This is a genomic window from Actinokineospora sp. NBRC 105648 (genome assembly GCF_030269645.1).
Classification (GTDB): Bacteria; Actinomycetota; Actinomycetes; order Mycobacteriales; family Pseudonocardiaceae; genus Actinokineospora.
In genome coordinates this window covers 173,439-194,385 of record NZ_BSTR01000009.1, presented here as the reverse complement: position 1 = coordinate 194,385, position 20,947 = coordinate 173,439, and the positions used below count along the sequence as shown (strand labels likewise).

Annotated in this window: 21 protein-coding genes; 8 read left to right on the top strand and 13 right to left on the bottom strand. The window is 71.5% G+C overall.

Translation table 11 applies throughout. The features are described 5' to 3' along the window. Nucleotides 1–47: 47 nt before the first annotated feature. Genes QSK30_RS11825 through QSK30_RS11815 form a run of 3 tightly spaced genes read left to right on the top strand, consistent with a single transcriptional unit; the run spans nucleotide 48 to nucleotide 2,051 of the window. Nucleotides 48–800: a DUF72 domain-containing protein gene (locus tag QSK30_RS11825; protein WP_285502191.1), complete on the top strand. Its 753-nt coding sequence runs from the start codon at nucleotides 48–50 to the stop codon at nucleotides 798–800. Between the two features lie 22 nt (nucleotides 801–822). Beyond that, on the top strand, nucleotides 823–1,680 hold the full coding sequence (locus QSK30_RS11820) for a DUF72 domain-containing protein (RefSeq protein WP_285502242.1): 858 nt from the start codon (nucleotides 823–825) through the stop codon (nucleotides 1,678–1,680). After that, complete coding sequence (locus QSK30_RS11815) at nucleotides 1,677–2,051, top strand: HNH endonuclease (RefSeq protein WP_352231564.1); 375 nt, start codon at nucleotides 1,677–1,679, stop codon at nucleotides 2,049–2,051. The genes QSK30_RS11820 and QSK30_RS11815 overlap by 4 nt, the downstream gene beginning before the upstream one ends. 423 nt (nucleotides 2,052–2,474) lie before the next feature. On the opposite strand, the gene QSK30_RS11810 is transcribed toward QSK30_RS11815, so the two are convergent. Continuing rightward, the gene (locus QSK30_RS11810; protein WP_285502189.1) at nucleotides 2,475–3,602 is read right to left on the bottom strand and encodes a sensor histidine kinase; all 1,128 of its coding nucleotides are present in this window, start codon (nucleotides 3,600–3,602) and stop codon (nucleotides 2,475–2,477) included. Then, complete coding sequence (locus QSK30_RS11805) at nucleotides 3,599–4,285, bottom strand: response regulator transcription factor (RefSeq protein ID WP_285502187.1); 687 nt, start codon at nucleotides 4,283–4,285, stop codon at nucleotides 3,599–3,601. The genes QSK30_RS11810 and QSK30_RS11805 overlap by 4 nt, the downstream gene beginning before the upstream one ends. A 44-nt stretch (nucleotides 4,286–4,329) precedes the next feature. Here QSK30_RS11805 and QSK30_RS11800 point away from each other — a divergent pair, with 44 nt between their 5' ends. Next, nucleotides 4,330–4,989, top strand: a complete 660-nt coding sequence (locus QSK30_RS11800) for a class II aldolase/adducin family protein (RefSeq protein ID WP_285502185.1) — start codon at nucleotides 4,330–4,332, stop codon at nucleotides 4,987–4,989. 1 nt (nucleotide 4,990) lies between these two features. On the opposite strand, the gene QSK30_RS11795 is transcribed toward QSK30_RS11800, so the two are convergent. The 3 genes from QSK30_RS11795 to dxs are packed head-to-tail and all read right to left on the bottom strand — an operon-like array spanning nucleotide 4,991 to nucleotide 9,472. Next, nucleotides 4,991–6,256 (bottom strand): outer membrane protein assembly factor BamB family protein, encoded by a 1,266-nt coding sequence (locus tag QSK30_RS11795; protein WP_285502183.1) that lies wholly within the window; start codon nucleotides 6,254–6,256, stop codon nucleotides 4,991–4,993. A 32-nt stretch (nucleotides 6,257–6,288) separates the two neighbouring features. Continuing rightward, nucleotides 6,289–7,512 carry an outer membrane protein assembly factor BamB family protein gene (locus QSK30_RS11790; RefSeq protein WP_285502181.1) on the bottom strand — a complete coding sequence of 408 codons (1,224 nt, stop codon included), beginning with the start codon at nucleotides 7,510–7,512 and terminating at the stop codon, nucleotides 6,289–6,291. A gap of 37 nt (nucleotides 7,513–7,549) precedes the next feature. Beyond that, the gene (dxs, locus tag QSK30_RS11785) at nucleotides 7,550–9,472 is read right to left on the bottom strand and encodes a 1-deoxy-D-xylulose-5-phosphate synthase (protein ID WP_285502180.1); all 1,923 of its coding nucleotides are present in this window, start codon (nucleotides 9,470–9,472) and stop codon (nucleotides 7,550–7,552) included. 292 nt (nucleotides 9,473–9,764) lie between these two features. Here dxs and QSK30_RS11780 point away from each other — a divergent pair, with 292 nt between their 5' ends. Next, nucleotides 9,765–10,859 carry a hypothetical protein gene (locus tag QSK30_RS11780; RefSeq protein ID WP_285502177.1) on the top strand — a complete coding sequence of 365 codons (1,095 nt, stop codon included), beginning with the start codon at nucleotides 9,765–9,767 and terminating at the stop codon, nucleotides 10,857–10,859. Between the two features lie 558 nt (nucleotides 10,860–11,417). Here the strand turns inward: QSK30_RS11780 and QSK30_RS11775 are convergent. Then, a complete protein-coding gene (locus tag QSK30_RS11775; protein ID WP_285502175.1) occupies nucleotides 11,418–12,653 on the bottom strand; it encodes a class I SAM-dependent RNA methyltransferase in 1,236 nt (411 codons plus the stop codon). Continuing rightward, complete coding sequence (locus QSK30_RS11770) at nucleotides 12,650–14,692, bottom strand: APC family permease (protein WP_285502173.1); 2,043 nt, start codon at nucleotides 14,690–14,692, stop codon at nucleotides 12,650–12,652. Before QSK30_RS11770 ends, QSK30_RS11775 begins: the two co-directional genes overlap by 4 nt. Before the next feature lie 133 nt (nucleotides 14,693–14,825). Between QSK30_RS11770 and QSK30_RS11765 the strand changes: the two genes are divergently transcribed. Next, a complete protein-coding gene (locus QSK30_RS11765; protein WP_285502171.1) occupies nucleotides 14,826–15,491 on the top strand; it encodes a potassium channel family protein in 666 nt (221 codons plus the stop codon). Continuing rightward, on the top strand, nucleotides 15,491–16,147 hold the full coding sequence (locus QSK30_RS11760; protein ID WP_285502169.1) for a potassium channel family protein: 657 nt from the start codon (nucleotides 15,491–15,493) through the stop codon (nucleotides 16,145–16,147). The genes QSK30_RS11765 and QSK30_RS11760 overlap by 1 nt, the downstream gene beginning before the upstream one ends. On the opposite strand, the gene QSK30_RS11755 is transcribed toward QSK30_RS11760, so the two are convergent. The 4 genes from QSK30_RS11755 to QSK30_RS11740 form a co-directional block, all read right to left on the bottom strand. Further along, nucleotides 16,144–16,572, bottom strand: coding sequence for a helix-turn-helix domain-containing protein (locus QSK30_RS11755; RefSeq protein ID WP_285502167.1), 429 nt, complete (start codon nucleotides 16,570–16,572; stop codon nucleotides 16,144–16,146). The two genes, QSK30_RS11760 and QSK30_RS11755, sit on opposite strands and share 4 nt — an antisense overlap. A 127-nt stretch (nucleotides 16,573–16,699) precedes the next feature. Beyond that, nucleotides 16,700–17,641, bottom strand: coding sequence for an acyl-CoA desaturase (locus QSK30_RS11750; RefSeq protein WP_285502164.1), 942 nt, complete (start codon nucleotides 17,639–17,641; stop codon nucleotides 16,700–16,702). A 172-nt stretch (nucleotides 17,642–17,813) separates the two neighbouring features. Then, a complete protein-coding gene (locus QSK30_RS11745; RefSeq protein ID WP_502871824.1) occupies nucleotides 17,814–18,581 on the bottom strand; it encodes a DUF3159 domain-containing protein in 768 nt (255 codons plus the stop codon). 13 nt (nucleotides 18,582–18,594) lie between these two features. Continuing rightward, complete coding sequence (locus tag QSK30_RS11740) at nucleotides 18,595–18,975, bottom strand: OB-fold nucleic acid binding domain-containing protein (protein ID WP_285502162.1); 381 nt, start codon at nucleotides 18,973–18,975, stop codon at nucleotides 18,595–18,597. Nucleotides 18,976–19,070: 95 nt separating this feature from the next. On the opposite strand from QSK30_RS11740, the gene QSK30_RS11735 reads away from it, so the two are divergent. After that, nucleotides 19,071–19,778 carry an alpha/beta fold hydrolase gene (locus QSK30_RS11735; RefSeq protein WP_285502160.1) on the top strand — a complete coding sequence of 236 codons (708 nt, stop codon included), beginning with the start codon at nucleotides 19,071–19,073 and terminating at the stop codon, nucleotides 19,776–19,778. Nucleotides 19,779–19,787: 9 nt separating this feature from the next. On the opposite strand, the gene QSK30_RS11730 is transcribed toward QSK30_RS11735, so the two are convergent. Both QSK30_RS11730 and dut read right to left on the bottom strand, forming a co-directional pair. After that, nucleotides 19,788–20,453 (bottom strand): DUF3710 domain-containing protein, encoded by a 666-nt coding sequence (locus tag QSK30_RS11730; RefSeq protein ID WP_285502159.1) that lies wholly within the window; start codon nucleotides 20,451–20,453, stop codon nucleotides 19,788–19,790. Beyond that, nucleotides 20,453–20,941 carry a dUTP diphosphatase gene (dut, locus tag QSK30_RS11725; RefSeq protein WP_285502157.1) on the bottom strand — a complete coding sequence of 163 codons (489 nt, stop codon included), beginning with the start codon at nucleotides 20,939–20,941 and terminating at the stop codon, nucleotides 20,453–20,455. The genes QSK30_RS11730 and dut overlap by 1 nt, the downstream gene beginning before the upstream one ends. Between the last annotated feature and the right edge of the window lie 6 nt (nucleotides 20,942–20,947).

Sequence of the window (20,947 nt, the reverse complement as noted above, 5' to 3'; positions counted from 1 at the left end):
GGGGGCACCGTTGTGCGGAGGGTGATCAACTCGTCCACGATGGGGTGATGATCAGAATCGGCACCTCGGGCTGGACCTACGCCCCCTGGCGTGGCGTCTACTACCCCCGCGGCCTGCCGCAACGGGAGGAACTGCCCTACCTCGCGGGCCGGTTGGCCACCGTCGAGGTCAACGGCACCTTCTACGGCCCCCGCAAACCCACCGACTACCACCGCTGGCGCGACATCACGCCCGACGGTTTCGTCTTCGCGATCAAAGGCCCGCGCACAGTCACCCACGTGAACCGCCTCCGCGATCCAGAAAAGCCACTCACCGAATTCTTCGACTCGGGCGTATTCGAACTCGGCGGAAAACTCGGCCCCGTCCTCTGGCAAACCCCAGCGTCACTGCGGTACGACAAGGCCCGGGTCAGCGACTTCCTCACCCGACTGCCCCGCAACATCCGCCACGCCATGGAAGTCCGCGACAACACCTTCGCCAACGACGAGTTCATCGACCTGCTCACCGAACACGGCGTCGCCCTCGTCATCGCCGACAGCCCCGGGATCTGGCCCTCGCTGCTGGCGAAGACAACCGATTTCGCCTACCTGCGATTACACGGCGACACCGAGCTGTACAAGAGCGCCTATTCCGACGCGGCCCTGGACAAATGGGCCGACCGAGTACGCGAGTGGCACGAAGAACAAGACGTCTTCGTCTACTTCGACAACACCATGTCCGCCCACGCCCCGCTCGACGCCGAACGGCTGGCCGAGCGACTGCGCCCGGCGTGCACACCCGGTGCGGACCAGCCACGATAGGGGCGTGGCCGGTGACGTGCGGATCGGGACGTCGGGGTGGGTGTACCCACCCTGGCGGGGCCAGTTCTACCCGAAGGGCCTGGCCCAGCGGCGGGAGTTGGAGTACCTGTCCAGGCAGGTGTCGTCGGTGGAGATCAACGGGTCGTTCTACGCGCTGCAGCGGCCGGAGAGCTTCCAGCGGTGGCGAGAGGAGACACCGGCGGATTTCGTGTTCTCGGTGAAGGGCGGCCGTTTCATCACACACATGAAGCGGTTGCGGGACGTCGAAGTGCCGTTGGCCAACTTCTTCGCGTCCGGCGTGCTGGCACTCGGGCCGAAACTGGGACCGATCCTGTGGCAACTGCCGGAGAACTTCAAGTACGAGCCGGACGTGATCGCCGCGTTCATCGACCAACTCCCCCGCACCACGGAGGAAGCGGCGGCAACCGCAAGGAATCGCGACGCCCGGATGGATGGTCGCGAGTGGACGATAGTCGATCAGGACCGACCCATCCGGCACGCCATGGAGGTGCGCAACCCGGCGTTCGCGGTGGGTGAGTTCGTGGAGTTGTTGCGGGAAAAGGGAGTCGCGCTCGTAGTAGCGGACACGGCAGGCAAATGGCCGTACCTGGAGGACGTCACCGCCGACTTCGTCTACATTCGCCTGCACGGCGACAAGGAGCTCTACGCCAGCGGCTACACCGACATAGCCCTCGACACCTGGGCACAAAAGGTACGCACCTGGCGCGACGGCAAGAACGTCCGCTCCAACCACACCGTGGCAAGTCCCGCCCCACACCGACCACCCGGCCGCGACGTGCACGTGTACTTCGACAACGACCTCAAGGTCCGGGCGCCGATCGACGCGCGGGGGCTGATCAGCCGAATCACCGGCACATGACAACAGCCCAACTCAACCGCGCCAACCGAATGCGCGTCATCCTCACCCGCGACGGCCCCACCTGCGCCTGGTGCCGCACGGACGTGTCCGGCCGCACGGCACCCACCACCGACCACCTGGTCCCCAGGGTCAAGGGCGGCCCATCCTGGCTGGAGAACGAAATCGCAGCCTGCCCCCGCTGCAACCGCCTACGCGGCCACACAAGCCCCACAGATTGGCTAGCCGAGTGCATCAGACGAGGCTGGACCCCAGACGCAGAACGAATAGCCAGGATTCTCCTATCCCTGGAATCAGCCATCACCCAACGCGGCGGCCAACGCAGAGCCAAACAATACACAGCCGCACAACTAAGACGACTAGCAAAGCCTTAACCCAACCCACCCACCCGCCGCGACAACTAGAAAGACAGAAAGGCGGAAACCCGACAGACCAAAAGAAATCTGAAGCCGGACAACACAACAACTCCCCCGCCCACACCCCCTCCTCGCTTCCATACGCAGCCAAAACACGGCCGCTGGGTGTTTGTCAAGGCATCTTTCCCGCCTTGACAAACACCCAGCGGCCGTAGTCATAATCGGCGTAGGGAAGAGGGGAGGGGAAAACCGAAGAGGAGAGGAGAGGAGAGGAAGTCTGAGGATGCAAATAAATAGAGATGAGAAAGAGGGAGGGAGAGGAGGAGGGGAAGAGGCAGGGGCAGGGGCAGGGGAAGGGGAAGAAGGCAGAATGAGAGACAAGAAAAGGGGACGAGAAGGAAAATAAGGAAGGAGTGGGAGAGAAAGAGAAAGCAGAGACGCTCAAACAGCCGGGAACGCCACAGTCACGCGTAGTCCCCCACCGACAACCGGCTCCGCCGCCGCCGTCCCCCCATGCGCCCGAGCCACCGCCCGCACGATCGACAGCCCCAACCCCGTCCCCGTGTGCGAAGTCCGGTCCACCCCACCCCGCCGAAACGGCTCGAACAGCTCCGCCACCCGCTCAGCGGCGATCACCGGCCCCGACGAGGCCACCGCCAGGGTTGTCCACTGTGGACCCGCCACGACCTGCACCTCGATCCACCCGCCGTCGACGTTGTGGCGGACCGCATTTTCCAGCAGGTTCCCCGCGACCCGTTCCAGCAGCGCCGCGTCGCCCACGACGACCGCCGGGCCCTCGGAGAAGCGCGCCGTGATCCGCCTGCGCTCGGCCTCCGAACGGGTTGAGCGCCAGGCGCCCGCCACCACCGTCGGCAGTTCGACGGGGGCGGCGACGCCGACCCCCAGCCCGTCCGTGCGGGCGAGTACGAGCAGCGCCTCCACCAGCTCCCCCGCCCGCAGCGTCGCGGCGCGGACAACATCGGCCATCCGGCGCAGCTCGGTGGTGTCCGCGTCCGCGTCGGCCAGGGTGACGTCCAGCTCTGTCCGGATCACCGCCAGCGGCGTGCGCAGCTCGTGGCTGGCGTTGGCGACGAACTGGCGCTGCGCGGAGAACGCGGCCTGGAGCCGGTCCAGCATCGCGTCGAAGGTGTCCGCGAGCTCGGCCACCTCGTCGCGGGCGCCCTGGTGGCCGATGCGCTCGCCGAGCGACTCGACGGACAGCCGGTGCGCGGTCGCGGTGACCTCGCGCAGTGGTCGCAACACCCGACCGGTGATCGCCCAGGCGAGTAGCGCGGTGGCGACCAGCACGCACACGAAGGCCACCGCCCCGGCCAGCAGCAGGCGGTCCCTGGCGTCCTGGGCCAGGGCGTCGGCCAGCTGTTCGGCCTGCACCCGCACGCCGCCGACCACCACCGTCGTGCCCGCGGGCAGCGACGGCACCGAGGTCACCACCCGGCCCGCGAGCAGCCAGCCCAGCCAGAGCAGCAGCACGCTGACCACCGCGACCAGGCTGGTGGCCAGCAGGGTGATCCGCGCGCGCAGGCCGGGCCCGCGCCTGCGATCGGTCACCCCGCGGCGCCCGGCTCACCGGTGGACGCGGGCACCCGGTAGCCCGAGCCCACCACGGTGTCGATCACGCCTGGGTCACCCAGCTTCTTGCGCAGCGTCATCACCGTCACCCGGACGGTGGTGGTGAACGGGTCGGCGTTCTCGTCCCACACCCGCTCCAGGAGCTCCTCGCTGCTGACCACCGACCCGCGCGCGGCGAGCAGCACCTCCAGCACGCCGAACTCCTTGCGGGTCAGCTCCACCGGCTTGCCCGCCCGCGACACCGTGCGCCGCGCCGGGTCCAGGGCCACGTCGCCCGCCACCAGCACCGGCGGGGTCACCGGGGTCGCCCGCCGGGCCAGCGCGCGCACCCGCGCCACCAGCTCGGGGAAGGCGAACGGCTTGGCCAGGTAGTCGTCGGCGCCCAGCGAAAGGCCCTCGACCCGGTCGGCCACCGCGTCGCTGGCGGTGAGCATCAACACCCTGGTCAGCGCCCCGGACGCGACGATCTCGCGGCACAGCTGGTCGCCGTGCATGCCGGGCAGGTCGCGGTCGAGGACCACCACGTCGTACCGGGTGACGGTCGCCTTCTCATGCCCCTCGTCACCGTCCAGGGCTATGTCGACGGCCATGCCCTCGCGCCGCAGGCCGCGCGCGACGGCCTCGGCGAGGGGCTCCTCGTCCTCCACGATCAGAATCCGCACCCCCCAACGGTGCCACACCACCCAACCGGACACCCGGATTGGGCATGATCGACCCCATGATGCTGCGGTCGTTGCGCGAACAGGTGGCCACCCAGTCCCGGCGGTTGGCCGCCGCGGGCCTGGTCCTGGGCACCGCGGGCAACGTCAGCGCCCGGCAGGGCGACCTCATCGCGGTCACCCCCACCGGCGCCTGCCTGGCGGACCTGCGCGCCGAGCTGGTCACGGTCGTCGACCCCGACGGCGCCGTAGTCGACGGCACCCTCGCGCCGACCTCCGAGCTGGACCTGCACCTGGGCGTCTACCGCCGCTACCGGGCGGGCGCGGTAGTGCACACGCACGCCCCGATGGCCACCGCGATGTCGCTGGTGCTCGACGAGCTGCCCTGCGTGCACTACCAGCTGATCGAGCTGGGCGGCACCGTCCCCGTGGCGCCCTACCGCACCTTCGGCACGCCGGAGCTGGCCGAGGTGGTGCTGGACGTGCTGGAGGGCCACACCGCCGCGCTGATGGCCAACCACGGCGGGATCACCCACGGCGCGGACCTGGACACCGCCGTCACCCGCACGCTCCTGCTGGAGTGGGGGTGCGAGCTGTACTGGCGGGCCTCGTCGCTGGGCGCGCCGCGCACGCTCGACCGCGCCCAGCGCGCCGACTTCGAGAAGCAGGTGACCCGCAAGGCCTACGGGACGACCCGGCCGGTGTGAGTCAGGCGCCCAGGTAGACGACCAGCTCGGTGTCGCCCCTGGCCTCGTGCAGCACGAAACCGTTCGGGATCGGTGTCAGCACCCGGTTGTCGGCGGGCACCGAGATGCCCCACTGCGCGCCCAGGTCCGGCAGGCGCATGGCCATGACGTTGTCCCCGGTCCGCAGGTAGCGGGCGCCGCTCGCCTCGACCGCGGTGTACTTGGCGGGCATCGAGGCGGTCGGGCACGCCGCGGTGGAGGTCGAGGGCGACGCGGCGGTCGGTGTCTTGCACAGGTTCAGCGTCCGCGCGATGTCCTGCGCGAAGTAGGCCGACCCCGCGACCCGCACCAGCACCGGGGTCCGGCCGGTCAGGTCCGGGCGCAGGGACGTGCCCCGGCCGACATCGAGGAAGTCGACCATGACGGGGTCCAGCACGACGACCGTCGTCTCGTCGACGGTCATCAGCCGCGGCTCGGTCAACTTGCGACCACGCCCCGTGCTGCGCCACTGCTGGGCCCCGGTGCTCAGGCTGTACGAGGTGAGCGCGTAGCTCTCCCGGCCGGGCACGAGGACGACGAACAGCCACTTCGTCGTGGTCACCTGGTCGTCCTCGGTGTAGGGCACCCGCCACCGGATCGCGCCGGTGGCCGGGTCGAGGACGACCCAGGACTGGCGCGCCGTGTCGACGCCGTAGAGCACGGTGCCGGACAGCCGGACGCGCACCGGGGACCGCCACAACTCCTTGCTGGTAGACCGGTCGATGGCGATCGTGCCCTCGCCGACCGCCACCAGCAGCAGGGTCTCGGTCGCGACGACGGGTCCGACCGAAGGCGAGCCGGGCGCGCGCCACAGTTCGACACCGTTGCCGCCGGTGAGCACCACCATGCCGTGATCGGTGGGGTCCGTGCTGGTCAGCACCACCACGTCTGCCTCGACGGCCACCGCGAGCGGGAGCCGCAGGCCGGTGATCCGCGCCTGCCACACCGGTTTCCCGGTCGCGGCGTCGAGCCTGCGGACCGAGTCGCCGTCCGCGACGACCACCAGGTGGTCGCGCACCGCGTACTGCCCCGCGCGAACCGGGATCCGCCAGCGCTCCGCGGGCGCGCGCAGGGCAGCGGCGGGCGGCGTGATCCAGCCGCGGTCCGGATCGAGGAACTGGGTGGTCGGCAGCGACGCCAGCGGGCCCGGCGTGCCGGTCGGGGTCCGCACCGTCGAAGGGCGGTCCGGGGCAGCGCACCCGGCGAGGGTCACCACGGCCAGCACGGCCGCCAACCAAGATCGAGTCATACCGCTCCGACGCGGCCGGGGGCGCACGCGTTTCAGCCCTGGTAGGCGATCAGGTCGCCCGCCCCGGAGCGGGTGTCCTGGGTGACGATCCCGTTCGGGATGGCCTGGACGTCCGCCCAGGGCGCGGGCAGCGCCATGGTCCACTGCACGCCGAGGTCCTGCGGTCGGTAGGCGGTCAGGACGTCGAAGTCCTGGAGGTAGACCACCCCGTCGGCGTGGTCCGGGGAGTTCACCTCGGGCAGCGACGCGGGCGGCACCATCGGCGCCTGTTCCCGGGCCCGGTGCAGCGTCACCGACTCGCCCCGGCGCACCACCAGGCGGGCCTCCCCGTCGACCCGGACGGGGGTCACCAGTCCGGTGTCCTGCCACAGCACCTTCCCGGCCCGCACGTCCACGACCGCGAACGCCGAACCGCCGGTGATCAGGGCGGTGTCCTCGTCCAGGGCGCTGACCTCGGCCCGCTCCACCGGCGGCAGCCGCACCTGCCACCGCTTCTCGCCGGTGGCGATGTCGTGCCCGGCGGCCGAGTCGACCGAGCCGGTCTCGTCCTGGGTGATCACCAGGACGTCGCCGACGGCACCGGCGTCGCTGAAGCGCTCGCGCGGCAGCGTCCACAGCGGCTTGCCGGTCGCCGGGTCCAGCACGGACCAGGTCGACGGGTCGACCACGTGCTGGCGGACCAACCGGCCTGCCGAGACCCGGGCGGAGTCGGCGGTCCGCCAGCGCTCGGCGCCGGTCGCCCGGTCGATCGCGACCTGGTCGTCACCCCGGGAGACCAGCATCAGGTCGCGGGTTGTCTGGATCGGGGCGGCCGACTTGGCGTCCGGCAGGCCGCGCCACAGCTCCCGTCCGCCCGCGAGGTCGAGCGCGACCGCGGCGTGGTCGGCTGCCTCGACCACCACGACGCCGTCCAGCTCGGAGACCATGGTGACCACGAAGGCCACCGGCACCGCCCAGAGCGGCTTGCCGGTCGCCGGGTCGAGCCTGCGGACCTCCGTGCCCGCAGCGGTGACGATGGCGCCGTCGGCCACCACGAACAGGCCGCTGGTGACCGGGGTCCGCCACGCCTCCTTCGGCGCGTGCAGCACCCCGGCGGGCGGCGTCGTCCACCCGGTCTGGCGGTGCAGGACCTCGGTCTTGGCGACCGCGGGCAACGGGTTCGACGGCGGCACCGTGGACTCCGTGGACCGCGCGCTCGGCGCCGAGCAGGCGGTGAGGGTGACCAGGACCAGGACGAGCGGCAGTGATCGAGTCACGATCTTGCGACGCCGGGCGTCCCGGTCCCGTTCCGCCTCAGGCGGAGTCGACCGCGCTCGCCTCCGAGCCAGCGGTCTGGCCGATCAGGTCCGAGGCCCAGCCGGTGACCCGGCGGGCGACGTGCTGGGCGGTCAGGCCGAGCCGGACGAGCACCTCGTCGCGGGTGCCCTGGGCGTGGAACTCGTTCGGGATGCCCAGGTCGCGCAGCGGGACGTCGACGTCGGAGTCGCGCAGCAGCGCGGCCAGCGCCCAGCCGAAGCCGCCGTGCCGCCCGCTGTCCTCCACGCTGACCACCAGCCGGTGCCCCGCGGCCAGCTCGGCCAGCTCGGCGGGCACCGGGGCGACCCAGCGCGGGTCCACCACGGTGACGCCGATGCCCTGGTCGGCCAGCCGCTCGGCGGCGGCCAGACCCAGCTCGGCGAACGAGCCCACGGTCACCAGCAGCACGTCCGGGTTCTCCCCCGGCGCGGGCCTGCGCAGCACGTCGACCGAGCCGACCCGCTCGACGGCCGGGATGTCCTCGCCCACGGTGGCCTTGGGGAAGCGCAGCACCGAGGGGCCGTCGTCGATCTCGACCGCCTCGCGCAGCTCCGCGCGCAGCGTGGCCGCGTCGCGCGGGGCGGCGATGTGGATGCCGGGCACGACGCCCAGGATCGACAGGTCCCACATGCCGTGGTGGCTGGCGCCGTCCGGGCCGGTGATGCCCGCCCGGTCCAGCACGATGGTGACCGGCTGGCGGTGCAGCGCCACGTCCATCAGCACCTGGTCGAAGGCCCGGTTGAGGAAGGTCGAGTAGATCGCCACCACCGGGTGCAGGCCCGCCATCGCCATGCCCGCGGCCGAGGTGATCGCGTGCTGCTCGGCGATGCCCACGTCGAAGACCCGGTCCGGGAACCGGTCGGCGAACGGGGCCAGACCGGTGGAGCGCAGCATCGCGGCGGTGATCGCCACCACGTCCTCGCGCTCGGCGCCGATCTCGGCCAGCTCCTCGGCGAACACCGAGGTCCACACCGTGCCCTTGGACTTGCGCGGCTTGCCGGTGACCGGGTCGATCGGGTCGGTCTGGTGCATCTGGTCGAGCTCGTCGTTCTCGGCCAGCGGGTAGCCGTTGCCCTTGCGGGTGACCGCGTGCACGATCACCGGCCCGCCGAAGTCCTTGGCCCGGCGCAGCGCGGCCTCCAGGGCCTCCAGGTCGTGCCCGTCGACCGGGCCGAGGTACTTCAGGCCCAGGTCCTCGAACATCGCCTGCGGGCTCAGCGCGTCCTTGATCCCGCGCTTGGCCGCGTGCAGGGCGGCGTAGATCGGCTTGCCGACGACCGGCGTGCCGCGCAGCACCCGCTTGCCCTCCTCGAGGGCGCGCTCGTAGCCGGGGCGCAGCCGCAGCGAGGCCAGGTGGTCGGCGAGCCCACCGATGGTGGGCGAGTACGAGCGGCCGTTGTCGTTGACCACGATCACGACGCTGCGGTCGGTGCCCGCGGCGATGTTGTTCAGCGCCTCCCAGCACATGCCGCCGGTCAGCGCGCCGTCGCCGACCACGGCGACCACGCTGCGCCGCTCGCCGCGCAGCTGGTGGGCCTTGGCCAGGCCGTCGGCGTAGGAGAGGGCGGTGGAGGCGTGGCTGTTCTCGACCAGGTCGTGCTCGCTCTCGGCGCGGCACGGGTACCCGGAGACGCCGTCCTGCTGGCGCAGCTCGTCGAACCCGTCGCGGCGGCCGGTGAGGATCTTGTGGACGTAGCCCTGGTGGCCGACGTCGAAGATCAACCCGTCGCGCGGGGAGTCGAACACCCGGTGCAGGGCGATGGTGAGCTCGACGACCCCGAGGTTGGGCCCCAGGTGGCCACCGGTCCTGGTGACCTTGTCCACCAGGAACGAGCGGATCTCCACCGCCAACCGGTCGAGCTCGTCGGGAGTCATGCGCCGGAGATCGGCCGGTCCGTGCACGGAATCCAGCAGGGTCACCGCGTTGTCACCTCGTCCTGTCGTCGATTGGCTGGTCTCCTGATCTCGACCGGTTCCCGCCGTGCGCCGGCTACCACCGAGTCTACGAGTGCGATCGGGCTACCGGATTCCGGTATCGGCCCCCTGATGGGTGTCGAAGATCGCCCGTTCGGGTCGTTCAACGCGAGAGTGAACGCTCCCAACCCAGGAGTGCGCCCCCGATTCACCCGGTAGGGTTCCCCGCACACCAGGGGGTTGAACAGGGGGAGTGCTGTGTCTAGGGGACGGGCGGCGAGGGCACGCGGGAGCAGTCGTGACTGAGCCGGGACCGATGCTGGAGCAGGCGGAACTCGACCGGCTGACCAGGGCGGTCGGCCGCGCGCTGGTCCGGGCGGCGGGCCCGGACTGGCGACGGGTCCGCGCCGAGTACCGGGCCGCGGGCAGGCACGTCGAGGTCGACCTGGTGATCACCGGACCGGACGGCGCACCACGCCAGGCCCGCCCACCGGCCGAGGTGGTCGACGGCCTCGGCAAACTCCGCGCGGGCATGTACCGCCCGGGCCGCGGCACCTGGATCGGCGCCACCTACGAGATCGAACCCCCCGGCGCCTTCACCTGCGAGTTCGAACCCGACCTCGAACCCACCTGGCGACGCGTCCCCCCACCAATCGGCTTCGCCGACGAGCTGCGAACCTTCCCCCGCTCAGAGGAGTTCATCCCGGACTGGTTCCGGGCCCGAGCGGGCCTACCACCAGCTGTCTCCGCCGAGACCCAGGCCGCGCACACCCCACCGCACGGGGTGGAACTGCCCGGCAGACACACCGGACCACCACCACAGCAGCAGGCCGACGGCTCACAACCCAGACCGCGCCCGGACGGCACACCCGGCCACGCGCGGCAGCGCCCACCGGCGGAACAACAGCCGACCCAGCCCTGGCACCCGTCGGAAGGTCACCAGCTCAGCCAGCCGTGGCAGTCACCGGACGAACACCAGCCCAGGCACGCCGGGGATGGGCACCAACCCCAACCGCCCAGACAACCTGGCGACGAACACCGCCCAGCACAGCCTTGGCAGCCAACCGGCGAGCACCAGCCAAGACAACCCAGGCACTCCGGGGGAGAACACCAGCCCGGACACCCCCGGCAGCCGGCGGGCGACTGGGGCACCGGCGCACGACAGCAACCGGGTCCACGACACGGCGGCCAGCAGCCGACCGGCAGGCAGCACCCAGGCCCGCCGACCGGCCCACACCCGATGAACCCACCCGGCCCCCGCCCGAACCCGTACCCACCACGCGGTGGACAGCCCGGATGGCAGCCACAAGACCAGCCACCCAGGCGACAGCCCCCACCAGCACGGGACACACCCGAGGCCGACTGGCACCCCGAACACCCAGAACGGGACTAGCCCGGCACTCGCACCAACCACAAAGAAGAGCAGCAAACGGAAAAGGCCTGGCCGACGAAAGATAAGGCCAGGGAGAGAGGCAGCAGGAAGCAGGAAATAAAGAGGGAAGAAAAAGAAAGGGGAGCGAAGAAAAGGAGGAAAGGAATCAGGACGAGAAAGAGGAAAGGAAGTCCGACCCGCTGATACCACAGCGGAGAGGCCCACCCGACCGGTACGCGACAAGATCCCGCCCCCACCAGACCGCAGCGGAAATGCCGCCCCGCTGGTGAGGCCGACCCGCTGGTACCGCAGCGGCAGGCCGACCTCGCTGGTACCGGCGGCCCCGCTACGGATGCTCGATCTAGTGGACTCGCTTCGTGTGGGGGGAGAGCACCGCTAAACTTGACCTGTGGTGGGGATGCCCTTCACCCCACGCTTTTTCCCCACCGCGGTGCTCTAGGGGCCCCGCGCGAAGTGAGTTCACTAGATCGAGCCCCCGTCTTTAACTCGGGCAACGAAGACGGCAACGCGAAAACGCGCCCACCCTCGCGACCGCAGTCGGGGAAACCTCAACAGCCCCTACTCGACAGCCCCAGACATACGCGTCAACAGCGCCACACACTCCACGTGATGCGTCATCGGAAACGTGTCGAAAGCCCGAAGCCGACTCAACTCATACCCGTGCGACGCGAACGACGCCACATCCCGCGCCAACGCCGCCGGATCGCAGGCCACGTAGACCACCCGATCAGGCGTCCGAGCCACGATCGCCTCGACCACAGCCCGCCCAGCCCCCTTCCGCGGCGGATCGAGCACCACCACCTCGGGCGAGGGCAGGTCGCCGGAGGCCAGCACGTCCTCGACCTTGCCCGCGAACACCCGCACCTGCGGCAGGTCGGCGAGGTTCTCCGCGCCGTCCTCGGCTGCCCGGCGGGCCGACTCCACCGCCACGACCGTCCCCTGTGGACCCACCTGGCCCGCCAGCACCGCGGCGAACAGGCCCACCCCGGCGTAGAGGTCCCACGCGGTGTCGCCCTCGGTGACGCCCGACCACTGCTCGACCACCTCGGCCAGCACGTCGGCGGCGTCCGGGTGGACCTGCCAGAACCCGTGCGCGTCCAGGCGCCACTCGCGGCGGGCGGCCTGTTCCACGGCCACCGACGAGCCCAGCACGCGGTGCGGCTTGAGCACCGGTTTGCCGCTGCGCAGCCGTCCCTTGTCGGGCAGCAGCTCGCTGGCGTGGGTGCGCCCGGTGGCGTCGACCGACACCTCCAGCTCCGCGCCCGGGGTCCACTCGCGGCCCGCCAGCACGTCCACCGTGCCCGGCGCGGCGATCACGCAGTCGTCCACCGGCACCACCCGGTGGCTGCGGTGGGCGCGGAAGCCGACGTGGCCCGCGCGGTCGACCGCGAGCCGGGTGCGGGTGCGCCAGTGCGACAGCCCGCCCGCCAGCTCCTCGACCTCGACGTCCCAGGTGAGACCCGCCAGCCTGCTCAGCTGCTCGGCCACCACGACCCCCTTGAGCCGCCGCTGCTCCGGTGCCGCGGCGTGCTGCCAGTCGCAGCCGCCGCAGCCGCCGGGGACGGCCACCGGGCACGGCGGCTCCACCCGCGACGGCGAGGCCACCAGGACCTCCACCGCGTCGCCGCGGCAGAACGAGCCGCCCTTGTCCTCGGTGATCGCCACGACGACCCGCTCGCCGGGCAGCGCGTGCCGCACGAAGACCACGCGGCCCTCCGCCCGGGCGACGCAGTGCCCGCCGTGCGCGACCGCGCCGACCTCGACCTCGAACCGCTTGCCGGTCCAGTCACTCACTTGCGCACATCCTTGTTCGGGTCCTTGGTCGAGTCGGCGGGCACGCGGTCCTTGCCGGTGAGCCCGCGCCGGATGGCGCCGGGGGCGACCAGGTCGCGCTCGGCCACCTTCTCCGAGGACGCCAGCTGCCAGGGCACGCTGGTGACCATCACCCCCGGCTGGAACAGCAGCCTGCCCTTGAGCCGCAGCGCGCTCTGGTTGTGCAGGAACTGCTCCCACCAGTGGCCCACCACGTACTCCGGGATGAACACGGTGACCACGTCGCGCGGGTTGTCGGTGCGGACCCGCTTGACGTAGTCCAGCACCGGCTTGGTGATCTCGCGGTAGGGCGACTCGATCACCTTGAGCGGCACCGAGAAGCCCTCCTTGTCCCACTCGGCCACCAGCCGCTTGGTGTCGACGTCGTCGACGTTGACGGTGATCGCCTCCAGCACGTCCGGCCGGGTCGCCCGGGCGTAGGCCAGCGCCCGCCGGGTCGGCAGGTGCAGCTTGGAGACCAGCACGATCGAGTGGATCCGGGACGGCAGCACGAAGACCCTCTCGCCCTCGGCCCTGGCCAGCTCGTCGGCCACCCGGTCGTAGTGCCTGCGGATGGCGGTCATCAGCAGGTAGATGGCCGCCATGGCGGCGATCGCGATCCAGGCGCCGAGCAGGAACTTGGTGATCAGCACGACCACCAGCACCGAACCGGTCATCGCCAGGCCGAAGGCGTTGATCGCCTGCGCCCGGCGCATCCGGCGGCGCTCGACCGGGTCGGTCTCGCCCGCCAGCTTGCGGTTCCAGTGCCGGATCATGCCGGTCTGGCTCATCGTGAACGAGACGAACACGCCCACGATGTAGAGCTGGATCAGCCGGGTGACCTCGGCGTCGAAGGCGATCACCAGCACGATGGCGAACCCGGCCAGGCCGATGATGCCGTTGGAGAAGGCCAGCCGGTCGCCGCGGGTGTGTAGCTGGCGGGGCAGGTAGCGGTCCTGGGCCAGGATCGAGCCGAGCACCGGGAAGCCGTTGAACGCGGTGTTGGCGGCCAGCACCAGGATCAGCGCGGTGACGATGGTGATGAAGAAGAAGCCCGCCGGGAAACCGCTGAACACCGCCTCGGCGACCTGGGCGACCATCGTCTTCTGCTCGTAGCCCGCGGGCGCGTTGACCAGCTGGGTCGCCGGGTCCTCGGCGATGCGCACGTCGGTGAGCTGGGCCAACACGATCAGGCCCATCAGCATCACCACCGCGATGCCGCCCATCAGCAGCAGCGTGGTGGCCGCGTTCTTCGACTTGGGCTTGCGGAAGGCGGGCACGCCGTTGCTGATCGCCTCGACACCGGTGAGCGCGGCGCAGCCGGAGGAGAACGCGCGCAGGATCAGGAACACCAGCGCCAACCCGGCGAGGTCGCCGTGCTCGGCGTTGATCTGCAGGTCCGCGCTCTCGGCGGGCATGTCCTGGCCGAGCACCAGGCCGCGGAAGAGGCCCCAGCCGATCATCAGCATGATCCCGGCCATGAACGCGTAGGTCGGGACGGCGAACGCGGCCCCGGACTCGCGGATGCCACGCAGGTTGATCGCGGTGAGCACGATGATCGCCACCACCGCGAACTCGACCTTGTGGGTGGCCACGAACGGGATCGCCGAGCCGATGTTGGCCGCCGCGGAGGCGATCGAGACCGCGACGGTCAGCACGTAGTCCACCAGCAGCGCGCTGGCCACGGTGAGCCCGGCCCGCTTGCCCAGGTTGACCGTGGCGACCTCGTAGTCACCGCCCCCGGAGGGGTAGGCGCGGACGTTCTGCCGGTAGCTGGCCACCACGGTGAGCATCACCAGGACGACCACCAGACCGACCCACGGGGCGAAGGTGTAGGCCGACAGCCCGGCCACCGACAGCATGAGGAAGATCTCTTCTGGCGCGTAGGCCACCGAGGACATCGCGTCGGAGGCGAAGACCGGCAGCGCGATGCGCTTGGGCAGCAGCGTGTGCGCCAGCCGGTCGCTGCGGAACGGCCGCCCGACCACCAGTCGTTTCGCCGCCGTGGAGAACTTGGACACGGACGCACAGCGTAGGCGGTCGCATCACCGGCTACGCGCCACCACCGGTAGGTTCGTCGGTGTCACACGACGATCGGGTACCGCATGTCACGCGGTGTCCGATTCTCGCGTACCGGGAACGAGGAGGCTGGTCGTGCACGTGGTGATCATGGGCTGCGGCCGCGTCGGGGCCTCCATGGCCGCGGCGCTGGAGCGGCTCGACCACACCGTGGCCGTGATCGACAAGGATCCGCAGGCCTTCCGCAGGCTCGGCGCGGACTTCCACGGTCAGCAGGTCGTCGGCACCGGCTTCGACCGGCAGGTGATGATCGAGGCCGGGGTGGAGCGCGCGGCCGCGTTCGCCGCGGTCTCCAGCGGTGACAACTCCAACATCATCTCCGCCCGGGTGGCCCGGGAGACCTTCGGCGTCGAGCACGTCGTGGCGCGCATCTACGACCCCAAGCGGGCCGAGGTCTACGAGCGCCTGGGCATCCCCACGGTGGCCACCGTGCCGTGGACCACCGACCGGCTGCTGCGCACCCTGCTGCCCGACGGGGTGTCCTCGGCGTGGCGGGACCCCACCGGCAAGGTCGCGGTGCTGGAGGTCCCGGTCAACGAGGGCTGGATCGGCCACACGGTCAAGGAGTTCCAGGCCACCACCGGCTGCCGGGTCGCCTTCGTGATGCGCTTCGGCACCGGCGTGCTGCCCACCGCCAAGACCGTGATCCAGGCCGACGACCAGGTCTACGTCGCCGCCCTGTCCGGCACGGTCAGCGACGTCACAGCGGCCGCCGCGCAGGCGCCGGAGGAGGGGAACTGATGCGGGTCGCCATCGCCGGAGCGGGCGCCGTGGGCCGCTCGATCGCCGCCGAGCTGATCGGCGGCGACCACCAGGTCATGCTGATCGAGCGCGAGGCCAAGCAGTTCGAACCGCACACCGTCGAGCAGGCCGAGTGGGTGCTGGCCGACGCCTGCGAGCTGTCCTCGCTGGAGGACGCCGGGCTGCAGCTGTGCGACTGCGTCATCGCGGCCACCGGCGACGACAAGGTCAACCTGGTGGTCTCGCTGCTGGCCAAGACGGTCTTCGCGGTCCGCCGGGTGGTCGCCCGGGTCAACGACCCGGCCAACGAGTGGCTCTTCACCGGCGCCTGGGGCGTGGACGTCGCGGTGTCGACCCCGCGGGTGCTCGCGGCGATGGTCGAGGAGGCGGTGAGCGTCGGCGGGCTGGTCCAGCTGCTGACCCTGCGCCAGGGCCAGGCCAACCTGGTGGAGATGACGCTGCCCGCCGACACCCCGTGGGCGGGCCGCCCGGTCCGCGAGGTGAAGCTGCCCCGCGACGCCGCCCTGGTCACCATCCTGCGCGGCGGCCGGGTGATCGTGCCGCAGGCCGACGACCCGCTCGAGGGCGGCGACGAGCTGCTGTTCGTGGCCTCGGCCGACGTGGAGAACGAGATCCGCGCCGCCCTGGGCCACTAGCTCTGGGGGTCTGGATCCGCGGGCTGGATCCGGCGCGTCGTGGTGGCGCGCCGGTTGGTGAGCTGCGATACGCGCTGGGGTGAGACGCCCATGATCTCGGCGACGTCGCGCCCGCTGAGACCGGCCGCGCGGAGCTTGGCCGCCAGGGTCCGCGAGCCGGTGGCCGCCCGCTCCTGGGCCGCCGCGGCCGCCTCGAGGTCCCGCTTGACCGCCGAGACCTCGGCCGGGCCGATCCCGCCGACCTCGAAGGCCACGTCGACGTGGACCTGGTCGAGCGGGCGGTCGAGCATCGCGGCGACCAGGTCGCCAGCCATCGCACGCGCCTCCTGGGCTGTGCGGCCCTGGGTCACGCCCACCCCGTCGACCTCCACGACCCAGAACCTGCCCTCGCGCCTCGCGGTCGCCCGATGGGAAGTCCCCTCCACCAGGCTGTTCTAGCCCCCCTAGATGTCAACGTCCAGAGGGGCTAGAGGGCTTCACCCGAAGGTGGTGCTGAGTCGGAACTGCCCCTGGACCGGGGCGTGGTCCAGGGGCAGCCGAGCGAGGTCGGGGTCAGCTCTCGACGCGGAGCTTGGCGATGCGCTCGGGGGTGGGCCAGCGGACGTTGGTCGCCCAACCCGCCTTCTCGAACAGCCAGATCAGCCGGGCCGAGATGTCGAGCTGGCCGCGCAGGACGCCGTGCCGGGCCGAGGTCGGGTCGGCGTGGTGGCTGTTGTGCCAGGACTCGCCGAAGCTGAGGATGGCCAGCGGCCAGAAGTTCGAGGCGCGGTCGCGGGACTTGAACGGGCGGTCGCCGATCATGTGGCAGACCGAGTTCACCGACCAGGTCACGTGGTGCAGGACCGCGACGCGGATGATGCCCGCCCAGAAGAACGCGGTCAGCGCGCCCCAGAACGACCAGGTCACCAGGCCGCCGATCAGCGCGGGCGCCAGCATCGAGACCACCGTGAGCACCGGGAACAGCTGGTCGACCTTGCGCAGGTCGGCGTCGGCCTGCAGGTCGGGGGCGAAGCGCTCGATGTTGGTGCGGTCGCGGCTGAACAGCCAGCCCATGTGCGAGTGCCAGAAGCCCTTGGCCAGCGCGACCGGGCCGGTGCCGAACAGCCACGGGGAGTGCGGGTCGCCCTCGCGGTCGGAGAAGGCGTGGTGGCGGCGGTGGTCGGCGACCCACTCGATGACCGAGCCCTGCGCCGAGAGGCCGCCCGCGGCGGCCAGTGCGATCTTGAGCCCGCGCTTGGCGCGGAACGAGCCGTGGGTGAACAGCCGGTGGTAGCCGATGGTCACGCCGAGCCCGCTGATGGTGAAGAACACCAGTCCGATGACCACGTCCGACCAGCCCAGGCCCCAGCCCCAGGCGAACGGCACGGCCGCGACCAGCGCGACCAGCGGCAGGATCACGAACAGGTAGACCCCGACCTGCTCACCGGTGGTGCGCGTGCGGCCGAGCAGCGGTTTCGGGCCCGATACGGGGGGACTCTCGAGAGTGGACGTCACGTGTGGGATACCTCGGCTCTTCGGCGTCTCCCCCAAGACGGTACTTACGGTTACGTAACCGTAAGTGTACGCGAAATCGGCCGGAAGGGGATGTCCCCGGGATGACAGTTGGCGCACACGCGCCGGAGACCACCGCCCGCCTCGGGTGGTGGTCTCCGGTCGTGCTCCGCGCTCAGCCGGTCTCGCCGTACTTGCGGCGCAGGGCGGCCTCGACCGCCGCGTCGTCGGTCTCCTCGGCCTCGGCCGCGGACTCCAGGTCGTTCTGGCGGGCCTGCGCCCGGCGCACCGCCCACACGGTGACCGCGAGGGCGATGGCGAACAGCGGGTAGCCCATGGCCAGCCGGGCGAACGCCAGCCAACCGGTGAGGTCCTCGTCGTAGAGCCACTTCTGCACGATGAAGCGGGCGGCGAAGACCAGCACGAAGGTCAGCGTCGCCAGGTCGTAGGCGGCCCGCGAGCGCTTGTCCTGGCGCCAGGCCTGGCCGTGCCCGTTGAGCGCCGACCACACCACGCCGACCAGCGGCCAGCGGAGCAGGATCGACACCGCGAAGACGCCGCCGTAGATCAGGCTCGTCCAGATGCCGAAGAGGAAGAAGCCCTTCGCCGAGCCGGTCTGGTTGGCGATGAACGCCGCGATGGCCACGCCGAAGAAGCCGGAGATGGCCGGCTGCAGCGGCTCCTTGCGGACCACCCGCAGCACGGTGATCGCCACCGCGCTGCCGACCGCGCTCCAGATGCCGACCTTGAGGCCGAAGAAGGCGTTGGCGAGCACGAACACCACGACCGGCACCGACGAGTAGACCAGGCCGCTGACGCCGCCCATCTGCTCGAGCAGCGTGGGCTCGGGTTTGTCCGCCGGTGTGGTGGTGTCCTGGTCGGTCTTCGGGTCCTCGCCGTCGGGCTCGCCCGGGGAGTTGACCTGCGCGGCCGGTTGGGTCATGGCACCGGTTTCGTCATGGAGCCGTCTGCTGCAGCTCGTAGTACGGGTTGTAGAGCACCTTGCGCCCGTCCCTGACCGCGATCCGGCCCTGGGCCTTGACGGTCCGACCGGGCTCGATGCCCGGGATCCGTCGGCGCCCGAGCCACACTAGTGTCACGCCCTCGGTCCCGTCGAACAACTCCGCCTCCAGGGTCGCCGCGGCGTCCCTCGGGCACAGCTCCACGCTGCGTAACCGCCCGAAGACGGTCACCTCCTCGCCGGACCGGCAGTCACAGGCGCGCTGCGCTCCCTGCTCCCGGGCGTGCGAGGACAGGTCGTCTGCGTCGAGCTCGTCCACGTCGGTGGTGAGCCGCTTGACGAGACGGTGCCAATAACCGTCCCCCTTGGTGCCCATGCGCAGTCGTCTCCTGTGGTGGGGGCCGGCCCCGACTCCGACCCGTGCACAATCAGCGTAACCGTGCTAGGTGCCGGGTGGACAAGGATCGGGGCGTGAGTGTGACCCAGCCGCCCACGGCCGTCCTGCTGCCCGGTACCGGGTCAGACGAGGTGTTCGCGCGGGCGGTGTTCGAGGCGCCGCTGGCGGCCGTCGGGATCCCCCTGCTGACCCCCTCCCCGGTGCCCGGACCAGGGCTGATCGCCGCTCACCTGGCCGCGCTGGACGCCGCGGCGCGGGCCGCGCCGGTGCTCGTGGGCGGGGTCTCGCTGGGCGCCCACCTGGGCGCCGCGTGGGCGGTCCGCAACCCCGGCCGGTGCGCGGGCCTGCTGCTCGCGCTGCCGGGTTGGTGCGGTGAGCCCGGGGACGCGCCCGCCGCCCTCGCCGCGCGGTTCAGCGCCGCCGATGTGCGCGCCCGGGGCACGGCGGCGGCGCTGGCCTCGGCCGTGGCGGACGTGCCCGCCTGGCTGGCCGCGGAACTCACGCGTGCGTGGACCGGCTACGGCGAGGGCCTCGCCGACTCGCTGGAGGTGGCGGCCGAGTACCCGGCGCCGACCCTGGACGACTTGGCCGTGCTCGACGTGCCCGCGGGCGTGGCGGGCTGCCCGGACGACCCGGTGCACCCGCTGCAGGTCGCCCGGCAGTGGGCCGGGGCGCTGCCCGCGGGGCGGCTGTGCACGACCCGGCTGGAGATCGTCGGCGTCGACCCGGCGGCCCTCGGGCGCGCCGCCGTGCTCGGCTGGCTGCGCGCCCGGGACTCCTGAACCCGCCCGCTACTGCTGTTGCTCGGCCTGCTCGGCGATGTGGTCGGCGATCGCCTTGGGCAGGTCGATCTGCAGCGGCGTGCGGACCGGCATCGGCTGGTCGCCGCGCACGACGACGGTGTTGCGGACCAGCTCGCGCAGCGCCTGCGCGCTGGTGTCGGCCAGCTCCGGGGGGCCCGCCACCACGCCGCGCAGCATCCACCGCGGGCCGTCGACGCCGACGAACCGCAGCGACACCTCGCCCAGCGCGGCACCGAGCTCCTGGCCCCACTCACCCGCGTGGCTGCGCACGGCGGCGCCGTCGCCGCGCAGCTGCTCGGCGAGCTCGCCGCACACCTCCCGCCACAGGCCCCCGGAGCGGGGCGCGGCGTAGGCGTTGAGGGTCACCTGGCCGACCGGGGTCAGCACGTGCACCGCGCGCACCGGGCCCGCCGGGTCCATCTCCACCTGGAGCTGGGCGCCGTCGGGCACCGGGATCCGGACCGAGCCGAGGTCCAGCCGCGGGAAGTCGTCGTCGGGGGCGTCGGCCTCGTCGTAGGGACCCTCCGGCGCCTGGACCGGCGTCGGGTAGTCGTCCTCGTCGTCCCCGTCGAGGTCGTCAACGCCGTCGGCGGTGCGACCGGTGTCGGCCACCGGCTCCTCGCCCTCGCGCCTGCGTCGCCCGAACAGTGCCACTAGTCCTCCGTGTTGTGTCCCGACCCCGCCGAACCGCTGAGCACCTCGTGCCCACCGGTCGACCCGTGCCCGCCTGTGCCGCGCTGGGACCACCCCAGCTCGGCCACCTCGTGGAAAACCACGTGCTCGACCCGCTGCACCACCAGCTGCGCGATCCGGTCGCCCCGGCGCAGCGCGATGGACTCGCGCGGGTCGTGGTTGATCAAACAGACTTTGATCTCGCCGCGGTAGCCCGCGTCGATGGTGCCAGGGGCGTTGACCACGCCCAGCCCCAGCCGGGCGGCGAGCCCGGACCGGGGGTGCACGAACCCGGCGTGGCCCTCGGGCAGCGCGATCGCGACGCCGGTGCCGACCAGCACCCGCTCGCCGGGGGCGATGACCACGTCCGCGGTGGTGACCAGGTCCAGTCCGGCATCACCCGGACGGGCGTAGGACGGCACCGGGACACCCGGGTCCATCCGGGTGAGCAGGACCTCGACGCTGGGCACGAGCGG

What these genes read in the sequence shown, in the direction of transcription:
- QSK30_RS11825 (WP_285502191.1), top strand. Translation starts at nt 48, where the DNA reads ATGATCAGAATCGGCACCTCGGGCTGGACCTACGCCCCCTGGCGTGGC.
- QSK30_RS11815 (WP_352231564.1), top strand. Translation starts at nt 1,677, where the DNA reads ATGACAACAGCCCAACTCAACCGCGCCAACCGAATGCGCGTCATCCTC.
- QSK30_RS11800 (WP_285502185.1), top strand. Translation starts at nt 4,330, where the DNA reads ATGATCGACCCCATGATGCTGCGGTCGTTGCGCGAACAGGTGGCCACC.
- QSK30_RS11795 (WP_285502183.1), bottom strand. Translation starts at nt 6,256, where the DNA reads ATGACTCGATCTTGGTTGGCGGCCGTGCTGGCCGTGGTGACCCTCGCC.
- QSK30_RS11760 (WP_285502169.1), top strand. Translation starts at nt 15,491, where the DNA reads ATGCGGGTCGCCATCGCCGGAGCGGGCGCCGTGGGCCGCTCGATCGCC.
- QSK30_RS11745 (WP_502871824.1), bottom strand. Translation starts at nt 18,581, where the DNA reads ATGACCCAACCGGCCGCGCAGGTCAACTCCCCGGGCGAGCCCGACGGC.
- QSK30_RS11740 (WP_285502162.1), bottom strand. Translation starts at nt 18,975, where the DNA reads ATGGGCACCAAGGGGGACGGTTATTGGCACCGTCTCGTCAAGCGGCTC.